This window comes from Marinimicrobium hydrolyticum (genome assembly GCF_030848505.1).
GTDB lineage: Bacteria > Pseudomonadota > Gammaproteobacteria > Pseudomonadales > Cellvibrionaceae > JAVDDU01.
Window position 1 is genome coordinate 327075 of record NZ_JAVDDU010000001.1, and the last position, 18037, is coordinate 345111.

At 55.6% G+C, this 18037-nt stretch carries 10 protein-coding genes; 6 read left to right on the forward strand and 4 right to left on the reverse strand.

Features of this window, described 5'->3' with window-relative positions; all coding sequences use genetic code 11:
• Nucleotides 1–44 precede the first annotated feature (44 nt).
• Complete coding sequence (locus tag RBH33_RS01480) at nt 45–3386, forward strand: bifunctional diguanylate cyclase/phosphodiesterase (RefSeq protein ID WP_306730347.1); 3342 nt, start codon at nt 45–47, stop codon at nt 3384–3386.
• 72 nt (nt 3387–3458) lie between these two features.
• Here the strand turns inward: RBH33_RS01480 and RBH33_RS01485 are convergent, their stop codons facing one another.
• Nucleotides 3459–4901: a M48 family metalloprotease gene (locus RBH33_RS01485; protein ID WP_306730348.1), complete on the reverse strand. Its 1443-nt coding sequence runs from the start codon at nt 4899–4901 to the stop codon at nt 3459–3461.
• Nucleotides 4902–5025: 124 nt separating this feature from the next.
• Between RBH33_RS01485 and RBH33_RS01490 the strand changes: the two genes are divergently transcribed.
• From RBH33_RS01490 to aceF, 5 genes are all read left to right on the forward strand, one after another.
• A complete protein-coding gene (locus RBH33_RS01490) occupies nt 5026–5280 on the forward strand; it encodes a sulfurtransferase TusA family protein (RefSeq protein ID WP_306730349.1) in 255 nt (84 codons plus the stop codon).
• 34 nt (nt 5281–5314) lie between these two features.
• Complete coding sequence (locus RBH33_RS01495; RefSeq protein WP_306730350.1) at nt 5315–6421, forward strand: AI-2E family transporter; 1107 nt, start codon at nt 5315–5317, stop codon at nt 6419–6421.
• On the forward strand, nt 6421–9273 hold the full coding sequence (locus RBH33_RS01500) for an insulinase family protein (RefSeq protein WP_306730351.1): 2853 nt from the start codon (nt 6421–6423) through the stop codon (nt 9271–9273). Before RBH33_RS01495 ends, RBH33_RS01500 begins: the two co-directional genes overlap by 1 nt.
• A gap of 384 nt (nt 9274–9657) precedes the next feature.
• Nucleotides 9658–12309: a pyruvate dehydrogenase (acetyl-transferring), homodimeric type gene (aceE, locus tag RBH33_RS01505; protein ID WP_306730352.1), complete on the forward strand. Its 2652-nt coding sequence runs from the start codon at nt 9658–9660 to the stop codon at nt 12307–12309.
• Between the two features lie 69 nt (nt 12310–12378).
• Nucleotides 12379–14034, forward strand: a complete 1656-nt coding sequence (gene aceF, locus RBH33_RS01510; protein WP_306730353.1) for a dihydrolipoyllysine-residue acetyltransferase — start codon at nt 12379–12381, stop codon at nt 14032–14034.
• Between the two features lie 1056 nt (nt 14035–15090).
• Here aceF and RBH33_RS01515 read toward each other — a convergent pair.
• From RBH33_RS01515 to RBH33_RS01525, 3 genes are read right to left on the reverse strand one after another with little or no spacing between them, the layout of a single operon-like run.
• A complete protein-coding gene (locus RBH33_RS01515) occupies nt 15091–15480 on the reverse strand; it encodes a VanZ family protein (protein ID WP_306730354.1) in 390 nt (129 codons plus the stop codon).
• Between the two features lie 28 nt (nt 15481–15508).
• Nucleotides 15509–16363 (reverse strand): universal stress protein, encoded by an 855-nt coding sequence (locus tag RBH33_RS01520; RefSeq protein WP_306730355.1) that lies wholly within the window; start codon nt 16361–16363, stop codon nt 15509–15511.
• A 15-nt stretch (nt 16364–16378) separates the two neighbouring features.
• The gene (locus RBH33_RS01525; RefSeq protein WP_306730356.1) at nt 16379–17863 is read right to left on the reverse strand and encodes a SulP family inorganic anion transporter; all 1485 of its coding nucleotides are present in this window, start codon (nt 17861–17863) and stop codon (nt 16379–16381) included.
• Nucleotides 17864–18037: the final 174 nt, after the last annotated feature.

Sequence of the window (18037 nt, forward strand, 5' to 3'; positions counted from 1 at the left end):
GTTTATTTCGTCTACACTGAATTCATTGGATTTACCTCGACAGTGTGGATGCTTACTTCGCCATGGGGCAGGGAAACGTCATAAACAGCGCTAAATTGCCGACCGGACTCCACTTGGACGGCATTCTCAATGCTTCAGAAGTCGCGGTGTGGCACTACTATCCACACTCGGGCACTCTGATCTGCTCCGATACCCTCTACCAGCTTTTGCCCGACTTGGCTCCGCTCAAGCATCGGGATCAATTATTGGCCTTGCTGTCGGCGGCCGACCAATACATCTTTCAGAACACCTTCAAAACGCCGGAGAGCGTAGACCTAGCGGTTGGAGCCCGCCCTCTGGCCGCTTGTGAAGTGCGTCTTACCGCTCTCGCCAGTAAACCCAGTTTGCGCTTTATCGCGCGTGCGAACTCAATGGAAAAACTGAGCAAGCGCGCGGACGAGCTTTGCTACAGCGGTGTGGTGGTGAGTGGCGATCACTGGCTAGCGAATCCGGGCCCGGAATATATACAGAAATTACTCTCCCGCCTGTTTTCCGAAAGCCCCATCGCGAGCCTAGTCACTGATTGCAACGGTGTCGTATTGGAGTGCAATCAAGCTCTGGAGACTCTGCTCAGACTGACACCTCGACAGGCAACCTCGGGTTTTGGCCAGTACAACCTCCTGCGTGATCAAAACTTTAAGATGGGGGCAGATCTACGCGCCCGGCTGGAAGACGCCTACCGCCACGGGGACGTGGTGTCCTTCGAGCTGGAATACCGGCTGAAAGCACTGCACAAAAACAGACTCATGAGTGAGCAGAGCCTGCCGTTGAAAGCGAGCTTTCTGCCCCTCAAAGATCGCCGTGGCAATGTCGCCCGGGTTCTCGTGCAGTTGCAAGAGTACTCCAGAAGCATAGCCCCCAGGCTGGATGACAAGGATGAGGTGCTGTACAGCCTGATCAACAACTCCCACAGTATGATTTCCGTTAAGTCCCCCCAGGGCACCTACCTGCTCGCCAATCGGAGCTTTGCCGACTGGCTGGGCCGTGAAGAGGACGAGGTGTGCGGATCCACTGATGCCGATCTCTTTCCCGCTCCCGTAGCAGCGCGCTTGCAATGGGAAGATCGTGGCGTGTGCGACGGCCATATTACCTCCCAGTCAGAAGAAGTGTTTCCCGCCGCCGACGGCCAGGAGCAGAGCTTTCTCTGTGCCCGTTTCCCCGTTTTTACCCCCGGCGGAGCTTTGCAGGGTGTTGGGCAGGTAATGACCGACATCAGTGAACAAAAGGCTATTGAACAACGGCTGCAGGCACAGACTCAGGAGCTGCGACTGTTATTGGATTCCATGCGCTCGGCCGTGTGGTACCTGGATCGCTGGGGTTTGGTTAAGGACTATAACCGACTCGCCAAGGAGCTGTTTCCCGACTCGGTAATGGAAGGCAAAGGCTTTCTTGAGTTAGCCGGGTTGTGGGACGATGCCGCCGAGCGCCAACGCGAAATTATGCAGGTGATTCGTACTGGCGAAGCACAGCTTGAGTCCATAGAAACCGCGCACTTTAGAACGGGTCAGCGCTGGTTCTCGGTGGATAAAATTCCCACCAAAGATCGGCGTGGTCGGGTTACTGGTTTGTTGTTGGTGATGACAGATATTACTCAGCAACAGGCCAGGGAGCGGGAGCTGGCTCGCAGCGACGCCCGCTATAAGGCCTTTATTGCCAACAGCTCCGAGGCTATTTGGTGCTACGACATTGATCCCCCCATCCCCACCGACGCCCCAGTGGCTGAACAGAGCGAAGCCTTGGCCGCCAACGCACGTTTGTCCGAGGGAAATCAGGTGTTGGCTCGCATGTTGGGTGTGCCCAGTATCAGCGACGTTTTGGGTTCGGGGCTGAGGGACACAGGCTCAAAAAATTACCTGTTTGATGGGCAGCTGTTTATTGATCAAGGTTACCGTCTAGTGGACCACAGAGTGAGCCGCCGGGACCACATGGGCCGGGAAATCTGTGTGCAAATCTCCTGTCGGGGGGCGATCGAGGATGGGTGTTTGACTCGCGTCTGGGGCACTACCAAGGATGTGACCGCGCGCAAACGCTATGAAGATCGCCTGGAGTATCAGGCCAATCATGATGCTCTGACCCATTTACCCAACCGCAGTAAACTCTATCGTGAGGTGGAACGCTGGTTGGCCCAGCGCAGCGACAGGCAATTGGGCGCGCTTTTGATCATTGATCTGGATCGGTTCAAAGAGATCAATGATACCTTGGGGCACCAGGTGGGGGACTACCTGCTGCGCCTGATCGGCCCGCGGCTGGAGAGCGAAATGGCTGATATTCCCGGCGTTGTGGCCCGGTTGGGGGGAGATGAGTTTGCGGTTTTTATGCCTGAAGTGGCCAACAGTCGACAGGCGCTGGTGTTCGGCCATCGGGTGTTGGATGCCTTGCGGAACGAGTTCGACGTGGACGGTTACAGCATCGAGATCAGTGCCAGTATTGGCATCTCCGTTTGCCCGACCCAGGCCCGTGATGTGAGCACCATGATGCGCTATGCGGATGTGGCCATGTACCAGGCCAAAACTGAAATGTGTGGTGCCGCTCTCTACGACCCAGAAAAAGATCCTCATTCGCCCAAGCGGTTGTCCATGATGGTGGAGTTGCGCAAAGCCATCCGCGATGACCAGTTGAGCCTCTACTACCAGCCCAAAATCGATTTACAGGAACGGCGCTGCTACGGGTTTGAGGCGCTGCTGCGCTGGAACCATCCGGAGCTGGGCTTCGTCTCCCCGGGCGAGTTCATTCCCATTGTGGAAATGACCAATCTAATTCATCCCATGACCCACTGGGTTCTGGAACAGAGTATTCGTCAATGCCGACAGTGGCATGACCAGGGCCTTAGTGTGAGCGTGGCGGTGAACCTGTCCGCGCGCAACCTCATGGACGAAACCATGCCCAGGCAAGTAGAAAAGCTATTGGAACAGTACCAGCTTCCCGCGTCGGCGCTGGAGCTGGAAATCACCGAGAGTTCAATCATGAACGATCCGGCGCGGGCCATGAAGGTTTTGGAGTGGTTGCACGAACTGGGGGTGTCCCTCTCCATCGACGACTTCGGCACCGGCTATTCCTCCCTGGCGTATCTGAAGCGCCTACCGGTGCAAACTCTGAAAATCGACTATTCCTTTGTCCGGCATATGCTCGACGATGAACAGGATGAGATCATCGTCAATTCCACCATTCAATTGGCCCACAACTTAGGGCTCAGCGTGGTGGCGGAAGGTGTGGAGTGTGAGGAGCTACTAGAGCGCCTGAGTGCTATGGGCTGTGATCGCGCTCAGGGTTACCATATCGCCAGACCCCTGGCTCCGGATCAATTGCAGCAGTGGATCGACAGCGCACCCTGGATGCAATGCCGTTAGGCGCGTGATTTGGCTGCCGCGCGCCAGCTCGGTTATTCGCGCGCATCCTTGCGGCGACGACCACAAGGAACGTTACATCAACCGCTCTGCCTGGCGGCGCATCTCTTCGGTCTGCTTTATTCGCTCTTCAATCAGGGTAATGCGATAGCGGCTGTCCGTATGGCGCAGGCCATGGTGCAGGTGGCGAATGGCCTGATTGTAGCGGCCGTTGAGAATAAAAAACTCCGCTCTGGCTTCATGCACTTGCAGAATGTTTCCTGCCAGCCCGCTGACCTCAGCCAGCAAATACCAAACCTCTGGATCGTCACGGCGTTGGCGGGAATAGTTCTCCAGCAGCTCTGTGCTGCGGGCAAATTGCCCAGCCTTCATCAGCCCTTCGGCATAGTGCATCAGGGCAGCGTGGCTGTCTGGGTGCTGCTTATGAAGCCCCTCAAGACGTGCCAATGCGGCATCGTGTTTGCCCGCTTCAGTATCGATATCGGCTGCTAGCAATTGGTAAGTTAGTCGCTCCGGCTCTTCTTCCAACAGGGGTGCCAGGGCAGCACGCGCTGCTTCTGTCTGGCCCGCACGAGTGTGGGCCAAAGCCAGACCGTAGCGGTTTGCCGATGGGTGCCGGTTACGGCCATCCAGTTCACTTTGGAAGCGCTGTGCCGCCATTTGCGGCGTTTCGGCGTGGTTGGCTCTTACCCGTGCGCGCATCAAATGGAACTCTAGGTTATCTGGAAAGGATTCTTCCCGGCCCAAATCCAGGGTGCGGTTGCGCGCGTCGGCGATGCGCCGTTCCGTAATCGGGTGAGTGAGCAAAAATTCGGGCGGACGACGGTTGAAGCGCGCCGCCTGCTGCATAACTTCAAACATTTCAGCCGCACCACGAGGGTCCATGCCCGCTTGGGCCATGGTTTGCATCCCGATGCGATCCGCCTCCTGTTCATTCTGCCGGCTGAAGCGCAGTTGAGCATCCAGAGCGGCGGCCTGGGTTGTCATTATTCCCGCCATGCCCGCTTCGCTACCGGTCGTAGCGGCCAACACCAAGCTGCCTAACAGAGCGGCGTAAAAGGGCAGGGCCATGTTTTTTTGTTGCTCAAGGCGCCGGGCATAATGTCGCTGGCTCAGGTGAGCCATCTCGTGCGCAATCACCGAGGCCAGCTGGTGTTCTGTTTGCGCTGAGCGGATCAAGCCGGTGTGAATACCGATGACTCCGCCGGGAACGGCAAAGGCATTAATGGTGTCATTCTCTACGAGCACCAGCGAGAGGTTTGGGTCCTGAAGTTGGCTGTGGGGGGCCATTTTATTCATCAGGTCTTCAAGGTAATTGATAATCTGGTGATCTGAGGACGTGGGCACGTGGCTGCGGTACAATCGCAGCCACTCCTGGCCCAAAGCACGCTCTTGCCGGGGCGAGATCATGCCGGAACTGGTATCTCCCAGCATCGGTAGTTCGATCTGGGCGTTGGCAGAGCTGGTCACGCTGGCCACCAGCAGGACAAACATCAGCAATTTAGCAACGGCTTTCACGTTGGTACAATCTCCATCGAGTGATGATGGGTGCCAGTGTATCGCTACTGGCCATCCCGGGTATAGGACTGGCGCCTGGGGTTACAGTTCAACAGGGTAGTTTACATTTCAGCGGAGCTTTTTCATGACCGACCAGCCCTTCCCGGGAGCAGATGAATGTGATCAGAAGGTGGATGCCCGGGATTTACGCTGCCCGCTGCCTTTATTGCGGGCGAAACAGGCCCTGCGTAATATGGAGTCCGGGCAGCGGCTCAAGGTCGTAGCTACCGATAGTGGTTCGGTTCGGGATTTTCAATCCTTTAGCCGAATCAGTGGTAATCGCCTCGACCACTGGCAGGAGCAAGCCGGGGTCTACACCTATGTTTTGGTAAAATCCTGAGGTTCCAGGATCATCCTATTTGAGTAAAGATTCCATGCTAAGAATTTTACGCAGCTGGGTAGAGCGCTACTTCTCGGACGAAGAAGCCGTTCTCCTGCTGGTGTTGTTGGCGGCCGGCTTGCTGATCGTCCTGACCATGGGCGCTGTGCTTGCTCCCATGATCGCGAGCATTATCATTGCTTTTCTGATGCAGGGCTTGGTCACGCGGCTGCGACAGTGGGGGATACCTCACTTTTTGGCGGTGATTATTTCTTTCTGCGCCTTGATCGCGGGCATTACGGCCATAGTGCTGGGGCTGATGCCGATTATCTGGCGCCAATCCACGCGCTTTTTTGCCGAATTACCGCGCATGCTGCGGGAATGGCAGGACCTCTTGCTGTTGCTACCAGAGCGTTACCCCAATTTGATCAGCGAACAGCAGGTGGAGCAGATGATGTCAGTCACTTCCGCTGAGCTGGGTTATATGGGGCAATACATCGTCAGCTTTTCCGTCACTAACTTGCCAGTGCTCGTGACGGTACTGATCTACTTTGTTTTGGTACCCATCCTGGTGTATTTCTTTTTGATGGACAGCCGGTTAATACTTGACTGGTTTGCCAGCTTCCTGCCTCGCAAGCGGCCGTTGATGAGCAAGATCTGGCATGAAATGAACCAGCAAATTGCCAACTATGTGCGCGGCAAGGTGATAGAAATTTTTATTGTGGGCGCTGTGACCTACATTATTTTCTCCCTTATGGGGCTCAATTACGCGGCTTTGTTGGCCATTGCCGTGGGTTTGTCGGTGGTGATCCCCTACATTGGCGCCGCTGTTGTGACCCTCCCGGTTGCGATGGTGGGCTTCTTCCAGTGGGGGTGGAGCAGTGAGTTCGTTTACTTGTTACTGGCTTATGGGGTGATTCAGGCCTTGGACGGCAATGTTCTGGTACCCCTGTTATTTTCCGAAGCGGTGAACCTACACCCGGTGGCAATCATTTTGGCGGTTCTGGTGTTCGGCGGGTTTTGGGGCTTCTGGGGCGTATTTTTTGCCATTCCGTTGGCGACCCTGGTCAAGGCGATACTCTACGCCTGGCCCATTGGTGTACAGCAGGCGCAGTACAGTGAACCTGAGCCTGCGGAGCACGTAGAGCAGGGTACTGAGTAATGACGGTGGGTGCTCCTCTGCTCCTAAGATGCTGTTGGCTGCTGTTGCTCGTGTTCGGCAGTGTCGCTCACGCCAAGGTGGTAGCCCCCCTTAAAGGCGAAACCGACCCGCGCGACTATCGTCACTTCCAGCTTGAGAATGGTTTGCAGGTACTGGTCATCTCCGATCCAGAGGCCAAGCACGCGGCTGCCGCCGTTAGTGTGCGCGCGGGTGCCTATCAGGATCCCGCCGGTGCGCCAGGTCTGGCGCACTTGGTGCAACAGAGCCTGCTCACGGCTGTAGAACCCGAAGCCGAGACTTTGTCTGATTTTGTTCATCGGCACGGCGGCACTGTGGGTGCCCAAGTTACCGGTGAGTACGCCAATTACCAGTTCGCTATTGAGCCCGATCATCTGGAGCCGGCCGTTGATTATTTGGCCCGGTTGCTGTCATCACCTCATTTCAGTGCGGAAGCGATTGAGCGCGGCCGCGAGCGCGTTCATGCCGTGTACCTGGACGCATCCGAGGAGCCGCGGCGACGCGCGGATGATGTCTATCGGGAGTTGTTTGCGCCAGAACACCCAGCAGCCAACGCAATCCTCGGTAACCAGGACACATTGCCGAGCTCCGAGACGCACCCGTTGGATGAGGCTGTCGGAGATTTTCACAGTCGTTGGTACGTGCCCGGACGAGCCACCTTGGTAGTTTCCGGCGCGGCTTCACTGGATGAGTTACAAAGTTTGGCGGAGGGGGCTTTTGGTGGCTGGAGCAGGGGTGATGCGCCGGACGCTGAGCTGGCATCCGGCTGGTTCCCCGATGATTTCTTGCCCGCCCAAGTGAACATTCGCGCGCTTGGTAACCAGCGGCAAGTATCGCTGCTGTTTCCCTTGCCCAGTGATCGCGAGCACTACAAGCGCAAGCCCCTGAGCTATATCGCACACAGCTTGACCCGGGAGGATGAGGGCAGCCTAGTGGCTCTGTTGAGAGAGCTGGGCTGGGCGGAGGCGCTGACGGCGGGCGCTCGGATGGAAACGGACCAGGAAACCCTGTTTGAATTTACCGTTCACTTAACTGAGCTGGGAGTTCGGGCCAGCAACCAGGTGGTGGCGCTGATGTTCTACCAGATTGGTCAGCTCGAACGGACCATCCTCGCTGAATGGCGCTACCTGGAGTTGCAACAGATGGCGGCCCTGGCGTTTCGTTTTAAGTCTCGAGATTCGGCTCTGGAGACTGTCGGCACGCTGGCCGAGCGCCTGCATCTCTACGAGGCTGAGGATGTATTAAGTGGTGATTATTTGTACGATCGGTATGACGCCCGCCTGATCCGGCAATTCTTGCGTCGGATGCGGCCGGACAATGTGCTGGTTAGTTTTGTGGCTCCCGAGCTGGAAGCGGAGGCCTACTCGAAGCAGTACCAAGTGCCCTACGCATTGACGTCGTTGGAACCCCGTCAACCCGAAATCAAGAATCGAATCAAGAAAAGGCTCTATGCTCCTCAGCCCAATCCGTTTATTCCCCAGCGCGTACTATTGAAAGATGCGCCGCTGCTGCCTTCGCCGGGCGTCTCATCCCAGGGTGATGCGTCTCGGCCGCAGCTGATTCTCAATCAGCCACGCAGCCGAGTATGGTTTCAGCAGGACAGTCAGTTCCAAACGCCTAAAGCTAGCCTAAATCTGCGTCTGACTCTGCCGCTGGTGGCTGCCGACCAAACCGGTGCGGCCCGCGCTGAATTGTTCGCCGCACTGGCGCGGGACCGCTTGAGCTCTCTGAACTACCCGGCGGCTTTCGCGGGGCTGGACTTTACCGTGGAGGCCCACGCCCGGGGGCTGGATATCCAGGTATATGGGTACAGCGCCCGGCAAAGCTTATTACTGAGCAATATTGTTGAGGTCATTCAGTCGGGACGCTTTGAACAGGAGCAGTTCGATCGAGTGAAAGCCGAGCTGTTGCGACAGTGGGGCGCCGAGACGGCGCAAGACCCGCACCGGGAACTGGCCAGGCAGGTGCCGCGAATGCATTTGTCCCCCTATTGGACGGGCGAAGATTTGCAAGAGGCTTTAGCGGGCGAGTCCCTGGAGAATTTGCATCGCTTCGCCGATGCCATGCTGCAAAACGCCCAAATCACGGGACTGTTCTATGGCAACCTGTATCGGCAAGAGGCTGTGCGGTTGGCGGCTATGGTTGAGCATCAATTGCGCGCCGATCCGAGTCGACGCGAGCTTATGCCGACCCGCACCTACAAAATTCCCGACCAGGACGGGCCCCACTTGTATCGCTACCCGACACAGCATGAGGAGCACTCGGTATTGCTTTATGTGCAGGGCCTGGAATCCAGTATCGAAGATGCTGCGCACATGCAATTACTGCGGCGTGTGGTGCGACCAGCACTTGCATCATCATCGCCCGATCAAGAGATGAGCGATCAACTGGACTTGTTGCCCATGCCCTTGCGGAACCTGGAAGGGATTCTGTTTGCGGTGCGATCCCCGACCGCAGAGGGTTCAGAGCTGATCGGGCGCATCCAATCGTTTTTGTCGGCTTATGATGAACAGCTTGAGGACGACCTCGGCGCGCATCGAGCTGCCTTGGCGGAGGAGCTGCGCGAGCCGGCCCAAAACCTTCGGCAACAGGCTGAGCGATATTGGCAGAGTTTGCTGTTGGGTGATTTGGAATTCAATCGTCGCGCCAACCTGGCATCCGCCGTAGAGCAGGTAACGGCGGAATCCTTGTTGCACTATTTTGAGGCAACGGTACGTGACCCGAAACGCCAGTTGTGGATTGCTAGCAGTGATGTCGAACTGCCGGAGGAATTTCGTGAAATTCGCAGCATAGGCGACTACCGTGAAACCCTGCAGAGTTTGACCTTCCCTTAAGGCGGGGAGGGAATCTGTTTTGTGCGCCTGGGAGTGAATGAATGCACCCGAGGCACCCCTTGCGAAAACCAAGCTTCCGCCCCAACTCTCCGGCTGTAGCGCCTCTATCTGGGCTGGCGCCCAGGGGGCGCTGTATGTAGCGGTAGTGGCGGGGCTGGTAAAAAATCCCCGGATATGTAAAAATTCGCGCATTTTTCGGCCCTTAAAGAAAGGCAACACAAGGGCAACTAAAGGGTAAAAAGGGCAAAACGGCCTGGCCATAACCCCATTCAAGACGGTTTGCCAAGGACTTTTGTGGTAGCGCAACGCCCCCGATTTCTATTTCCTGATGATTAGGTTGTATCGATTATATGTGCCAACGTGTGCACGGCTGAGGAGAATTTAATGCAAGAAGATATCGACGCCCTCGAAACCCGAGAATGGCTGGATGCCCTGGACTCCGTTGTTCGCCATGTTGGCAAAGAGCGCGCAACGTTTCTGCTAAAGCAATTGTCGGAATCGGCGGCCGATCTCGGTATTGATCAGCCCTCCGCAATTACCACTCCGTATCGCAATACCATTCCGGTATCGAAAGAAGTTCAAAGCCCAGGCGATGATTATATTGAGAGAAAGATTCGCTCAATCATTCGCTGGAATGCCATCGCCATGGTTGTGCGCGCCAACAAGAGCGCTGACGAACTCGGTGGCCATATCGCGTCTTTTTCTTCGGCAGCGACACTTTACGAAGTGGGCTTTAACCACTTTTTCCGCGGTAACGATGGCGATACACCGGGCGATTTGGTGTACTTCCAAGGTCATAGTTCGCCCGGTATGTACGCGCGTTCATTTGTTGAAGGTCGTTTGACCGAAGACCAGTTGGACAACTTCCGCCGCGAAGTGGATGGCAAAGGCCTGTCTTCCTACCCCCACCCCTGGTTGATGCCGGACTATTGGCAATTCCCCACAGTTTCCATGGGTCTGGGCCCCATTACCGCCATTTATCAAGCTCATGTGATGCGCTATATGCATCAGCGTGAATTGACGAACATTGGTGACCGTAAAATTTGGGCTTTCCTTGGCGACGGTGAGTGTGATGAGCCGGAAAGCCTGGGTGCTATTGCCCTCGCTGGCCGTGAAAAACTGGACAACCTGATTTTCGTCATCAACTGTAACCTTCAGCGCCTGGACGGTCCGGTGCGCGGCAACGCTAAAATCGTGCAGGAATTGGAAGGTGTATTCCGCGGTGCCGGCTGGAACGTAGTCAAAGTTCTCTGGGGCGGTGGCTGGGATAAATTGCTCGAAAAAGACACCACCGGTTTGCTGCAAAAGCGCATGGACGAAGTCCTCGATGGCGAGATGCAAAACTACAAAGCCAACGGCGGTGCCTACACCCGCGAGCACTTCTTCGGTAAGTACCCGGAGCTGCTGGAGCTGGTCAAAGACATGAGCGATGACGAGATCCTGCGCTTGGCGCGCGGTGGTCACGATTCGCACAAGGTTTACAACGCCTACCACAATGCCGTTAACACCAAAGGCCAGCCCACAGTTATTCTGGCGCAGACGGTCAAAGGTTACGGTATGGGCCCCACTGGTGAGGCGGTCAACAACGCGCACCAAGTGAAAAAGCTTGACGTGGACGCTCTGAAAACTTTCCGCGATCGCTTCAACATCCCCATTGAAGATAAAGATCTCGAAAAGATACCTTACTACCGCCCAGCCGAAGACAGCGCCGAAATGCAGTATCTGCAGGAGCGTCGTAAGCAGCTGAACGGTTATCTGCCCGCGCGTAAGGCCGACTTCGACGCCCTGGAAATTCCATCACTAGAAGCTTTTTCCAAGCAGCTGGAAGGTACCGGTGATCGGACCATCTCCACTACTATGGCTTTTGTCCGGGTGCTGAACACGCTGATCAAGGACAAGAAGATCGGGAACAGAGTTGTTCCGATTGTGCCCGATGAGGCGCGCACCTTTGGTATGGAAGGCATGTTCCGTCAAATCGGTATTTACTCTGCCGAAGGCCAGAAGTACACCCCGCAGGATGCTGGCCAGGTCATGTACTACAAAGAGGACAAAAAAGGTCAAATTCTGGAGGAGGGCATCAACGAAGCTGGCTCCATGTCTGCGTGGGTAGCCGCTGCAACCTCTTACAGCAATCACCATACGCCGTTGCTGCCGTTCTACATTTACTACTCCATGTTCGGCTTCCAGCGCATTGGCGATTTGGCTTGGTTGGCGGGCGATGCTCAGGCGCGTGGCTTCCTGCTGGGTGGTACCGCCGGGCGCACCACACTGAACGGTGAAGGCCTGCAGCACCAGGACGGTCACAGCCATATTTTGGCGAACACCATCCCCAACTGCCGCAGCTATGACCCCACCTACTCTTACGAAGTGGCGGTGATTGTTCAGGATGGCCTGAAGCGTATGTATCAGGACAAAGAAAACTGCTACTACTACATCACTTTGATGAACGAAAACTACGTTCACCCCGACATGCCCAAAGGTGCGGAAGAGGGCATTATCAAAGGTATGTATCAGCTGGAAAAAGGCACGGGCAAAAAGAAAAACCGCGTTCAGCTGATGGGCTCAGGCACCATTTTGCAGGAAGTGCGTGCCGCCGCCGAAATACTGCGCAAAGACTTCAGCGTTGAAGCCGATGTGTGGAGCATGACCAGCATCAACGAACTGACTCGCGACGGTCAGCGCGCCACCCGCTGGAATCTGCTGCATCCCACGGAAACACCGCGCAAGCCTTACATTACAGAACAGCTGGAAGGTAAGGACGGCCCGGTCGTTATCGCTACCGATTACATGAAAAACTACGCGGAACAGCTGCGCGCCTACATCCCCAGCGACTATTACGTGTTGGGAACTGATGGCTTTGGTCGTAGCGATAGCCGTGAGAAGTTGCGCCACTTCTTTGAAGTTGATCGCCATTTTGTGGTGGTCGCTTCACTCAAGGCGCTTGCCGATCAGGGTAAAGTAAAACCCGACGTGGTGAGCAAAGCCATCAAGCAGTTTGGTATTGATCCGGACAAGGCCGACCCCTTGACTGTATAAATTGAAACGCCCCCGGGCTTCGGGCCCGGGTTCAGGGTCGAACACCAAGAATACGAGTGAGGATTTACTGTGGCCATTGAAACCATCAAAGTCCCAGACATTGGCGGCTCCGACGATGTCGAAGTGATAGAAATTAGTGTGTCCGTGGGCGATACCATTGACGTGGAAGATACCCTGATTGTTCTGGAAACCGATAAGGCTTCCATGGACATCCCTAGCACCTTGGCGGGTAAAGTGACCGCTGTGAAAGTGAAAGAGGGTGATAAGGTTTCCGAAGGTTCCGCGATTGTGGAAGTTGAAACCGCCGGTGAAGCTTCTGCCAGCGATGAGAAAGCCGAACCAGAAAGCGAGCAAAAAACCGAGCAAAAAGCCGAAGAAAAACCCGCCGCTGCAGAACAAAAATCCTCGGCCAGCTCTGGCAGCCAGGAAATTGACGTTCCGGTTCCGGACATCGGTGGTTCCGAAGGCGTTGAAGTGATCGAAGTGGCTGTCTCCGTGGGCGATGAAGTGTCCGAGGGAGATTCCCTCATCGTGCTGGAAACCGATAAAGCCTCCATGGAAATTCCAGCACCGGCCAGTGGCACTATCACCAGCATCGCGCTTAAAGAAGGCGATAAGGTGTCGCAAGGCGACCTGATCGGTAAAATGAAAACCGCTGGTGGAAGTAGTGAGCAGCCCAGCCAAGCTGCCCCCGCTCCCGCTAAGAGCGAGTCCGCTAGCTCTGAAGCCAAATCGGAAGCAGCGCCCGAGAAACCGGCGAGCGACAGTGGATCTCCCGCTACAGCCGCTGGTGCCAGCTCTGAAGTGATTAACTCCGGCGATGTTTACGCCGGACCAGCGGTACGCCGTCTGGGTCGTCAGCTGGGTGTGGATCTTGCCAAGGTTAAAGGGTCCGGCCCGCGTGGACGCGTCAGTAAAGACGATGTACGTGATTACGTGAAAAATATTGTTACGGCTTCTCAGTCCGGAGCGGCTCCCGCCGGTGGTGGCGCAATTCCTCGTCCGCCCGCCGTGGATTTCGCCAAGTTCGGTGAAATCGAAACGGTGAAGATGAGCAAAATCAAAAAGCTCACCGCCGATAACATGACTCGCAGCTGGCTGAATGTTCCGCACGTCACTCAGTGGGACGATGTGGACATTACTGAGATGGAAGCTTTCCGCAAAGGCCTGAAAGCGGAAGCGGAAAAGCGGGGTAGTAAGCTAACGCCTCTGCCGTTCCTGCTTAAAGCTTGTGCCGCTGCCTTGGCCGCAGAGCCCAGTTTCAATGTGTCTCTGCACCACGATGGCGAGCAGTTGGTACACAAGAAATACATTCACATTGGTATTGCTGTAGATACGCCCAACGGCTTGATGGTGCCGGTGATTCGCGATGTGGACAAAAAAGGCTTGTGGGAGTTAACTGACGAGATTAACGCCATGGCCAAGAAAGCTCGCGATGGCAAGCTGACGGCTCTGGATATGCAGGGCGGGTGCTTTACCATTTCCAGCTTGGGTGCAATGGGCGGCAGTGGCTTCACGCCTATCGTGAATACGCCGGAAGTGGGTATTCTCGGGGTGTCCCGTGCACAGATGAAACCGGTGTGGAATGGCAGTGAGTTTGTGCCGCGCAATATGCTGCCGATCTCTTTGTCCTACGATCATCGCGCCATCAATGGTGCTGATGCCGGCCGATTCTTTACCTATTTGTCTTCAGTGATCAGCGACGTGCGTCGTTTGTTGCTCTGATCAGTAATCGCTCATAAAAAAGGCCAGCATATGCTGGCCTTTTTTATTGGTGCTTTAGTCGAGTGATGCACGGAGGCAAATGACCAAACCCAGCCTCCACCATTCGTTGAGAGCTCTGAAGCCCGAAGAGCATACCCAACCGCATTTTGCAGCCATTCTCAGTTCCCTGGAAATGTCTGACTTTCAAGTGTAGCCCTGGGTCTTTGGTCGAGTGCTCCGAGTGGGGCAGGCACACCCGGACACGCCGTGAATACTTCCGTGTAGGCTTGGATGCGGCATCCCTGCCGCATACAGTCCGGGAATGCCTGCCCCACTCTCCGCGGTGCCATCCTGAAAGTTTCTGGAAATAAGGGAGTTGGGTGTGGTTCTGCGCACCGAAATGGATTCCTGTCCCATACGAAGTCGAGAGTGACGTGCTTTTGCGCAGGGGTACGCGGATCTCTATACCGTCATCTCCACGAAAGTGGAGATCCAATCACGGAACAGCTTCGGACGCCTCTGAACAACACAGCTGACACTAAGGCAGATTGGGTAAGGCTTAGTGGCACCCAACCTCATCAATACAAAGCTCTATAGAGAGCCAGCAAGATGGCTCACTTTGTATTTTTTGGCGCTTTGGTCGAGTGCTACGAGTGGGGTAGGGACTCCCGGACACGCCGTGGACCCATCCATAGGGGCTTGGCACCGACTTCCTGTCGGTGACAGTCCGGAAGTCCCTACCCCACTCTCCGCGGTGCCATTCAGAAAGTTTCGGGAAATAAGGGAGTTGGGTACACTTAGTGGCACCCAAACGTCCCGTAAGGGTTTGGGGAGCTACCTTCGGGACTGTATGCGGCAGGGATGCCGCATCCAAGCCTACAGGGATGATTCACTAGGCACATCCATGTGCCTAGCCCTACGGGCAGCCTGCGGCTGTGCTAATCGTCTTTCCTGACGATTAGTCACGGCGTGTCCCGGAGGTAGATCGCCAAACCCAACCTCCACTGCTAAGAAAGAGTGCCTTAATAGAATAGCTTAAGTGTTTTTTATTCTTTCCAGGAGAGCCGCTCGTTCAAACTAGGGGCTTTGCAACAGCATCCGACTCCAACGCGGAGCGAGTTTACGCGCACATTCAAACAACGCCAGTCCACTGGCGGCGCCCGCCATGTTCGCCAAAATATCCAGCCAGCTAAACGTACGCGGCGGCATAAAATGCTGAGCGACTTCAATACCGGTGGAGTAGGCCACCAGTATCAACCAGCGTTGCCAGACGGGCATGTTTGGGAATGCGAAGGTTATGGAAAGCCCTGCTACCAAATAGCCCGTGAAATGCATAAGTTTGTCGTTGTACACGGGCACATAGTCGCCCGGAGTGCTGGTCAAACTTAGATAAGTATAAATTACCAGCATCACGGCAAACTGAAGCAAGCACAAGGGTCGCCACACCCGGGCAATAGTATTCATCATTCCTTTTACTCCTCCGATACCCTTTGCGTTACCTTAACACCATAAGCGAAATACGAGTTCGGCTGATCATAGCCGTGGTGGTACTGCCCACGATGAGGTGCCGTATCCGTGAATGACCGTAGGCACCCATGATCAAAAGATCAATCTGATTATTTTCCTGATACTCCACCAGAACGGTTTCCGGATCGCCGGCAATAATACTGGCGGGCGCGTCAAAACCGGCGTCGGTCAGCTTCTTTTGCGCCCAATTCAATTGCTCCCGTGAGGTGGCCAAATCCGCACCCACCATCACCAGGTGACAGGGAATACCGCGAAAGAGCGGGCTGGCTGCGACCATTTCCACGCCTTTGCGGGTGGTGGCGCTGCCGTCAAAAGCCATCATGATCGCCTTGGGCGGTTCGAAGCTTTGTTGGGCAATAAGTATAGGGCGGTGCAGGGTGCGAATAATTTGTTCCAGGTGAGTGCCGATGTGGCCATGGGCGGATGCGGTGTCTGCTCCACGCTTGCCCACTACTAACATGCGAGTTTCGGTTTCCAGGTCAGCCAGTGTGCTCACCAGCTCGCCGTGTCGCTGACGCGTCTCGACCTCGGCAATGCCTTTTTCTTGAACCCGTTCTTTCGCCGCGCTTAACATTAGACGGCCCTGTTCTTTTGCCAGCTTGGCGCGTTGCTCGTCAAGGCTCGCCAGCTCTTCCAGGAGGGCTTCTTGCGAGCCCAGACCGATGGTGCCGCTTAGGTTTTGTTTCTTGTCCGCTTTGGTGTCGCCGAGCACATGAATCAGGCTCAGGGGGGCGTCCATGCGCTGGGCCGACCAGGCGGCGTAGTCGCACACGGATTCGGAGTACTGGGAATCGTCGATGCAGGCTATGACTTTGTTATGCATAATCGCTCTCTCTTATTAGTGGCCCATCAGCCGTTCAACGGCATCGGGTTTATCGTGCACCGCAAAGCGGTCCACCAGAGTGGCGCTGGCTTCGTTCAGGCCGACCAATTCCACATCAGTACCTTCCCGGCGGAACTTCAGTACCACTTTATCCAGGGAGCTGACAGCCGTAATGTCCCAAAAGTGAGCGCGGCTTAAGTCGATGGTAACGTTATCGATGGCCTCTTTGAAGTCAAAGGCGTCGATGAACTGGTCCGCGGATGTAAAGAAAACCTGGCCCACTACGGTGTAGCGACGCTGCTCACCGTCTTCAGAGAGTTCAGAGCCCACGTAGAGAATATCGCCCACTTTGCGCGCAAAGAATAGTGCGCTTAACAGTACGCCCACCAACACGCCATAGGCCAAGTTGTGCGTGGCCACCACCACCGCGACCGTTGAGACCATGACGATACTGGAGCTTTTGGGGTTGTGGCGCAGATTCGTCACTGATGACCAACTGAAGGTCCCGATGGATACCATGATCATTACAGCCACCAAAGCCGCCATGGGTATGGCCGCTACCCATTGATCCAAAAAGACCACCATTACCAGCAATACAACCCCGGCGACCAAGGTGGACAGTCGAGTCCGTCCGCCGGATTTAATATTGATGACCGATTGGCCAATCATGGCACAACCGGCCATGCCGCCGAGCAGGCCCGAACCAACGTTGGCAACACCCTGGCCGACGCATTCGCGGTTCTTGTTACTGGGTGTATCGGTCAGGTCATCCACAATGGTGGCGGTCATCATGGATTCCAGCAGACCTACTACCGCCAGAGTTAGAGAGTAAGGGAAAATAATTCGCAGGGTCTCAAAATTCAAAGGCACATCGGGCCACAGGAACACAGGCAGGCTGTCGGGCAGCTCGCCCATATCGCCCACGGTGCGGATGTCCATACCCAGGTACATGGCGATGCCGGTCAGCACCACAATACACACCAGGGGCGAAGGCACGGCTTTGGTTATGTAGGGGAAAAGGTAAATAATGGCCAGGCCGCCAGCGAGCATGATGAAGACCAGTGAAGTGGCGTTTTCTCCGGTGATCTCCGGCAGTTGGGCAAGAAAGATCAGTATCGCCAGCGCGTTCACAAAGCCGGTTACCACCGAGCGTGATACAAAGCGCATCAAGACCCCTAGCTTGAAGACACCTGCCAGCATTTGCAGAACCCCCGTCAACAGGGTGGCCGCTAACAGATATTCCAAACCGTGGTCGCGCACCAATGTGACCATCAACAGGGCCATGGCGCCAGTAGCGGCGGAGATCATCCCTGGTCGTCCGCCTACGAAGGCGGTAATGGTGGCGATACAAAACGAAGCGTAGAGCCCTACTTTAGGGTCTACGCCGGCGATAATGGAAAACGCGATGGCCTCGGGAATTAGGGCCAGCGCTACCACGATGCCGGCGAGCACGTCGCCTTTCTTATTGGAAAACCAGTTTTGTTGGATCGATGAAAGCATAATTCTCTTTCCATTGGGTAAAAGCAGTCCGTCGCCGGGGGCACCGTTGCGTGCAACGGTGCCCCCGGCGGGGCGCTTAATGTTTACTCGGTAAATTCCCGTTAGCGAACGCCGAAGGGCGTTTTACCAACGTAGGACGGGCACTGGGCCAAGTCGCGATAACCGGCGAATTTT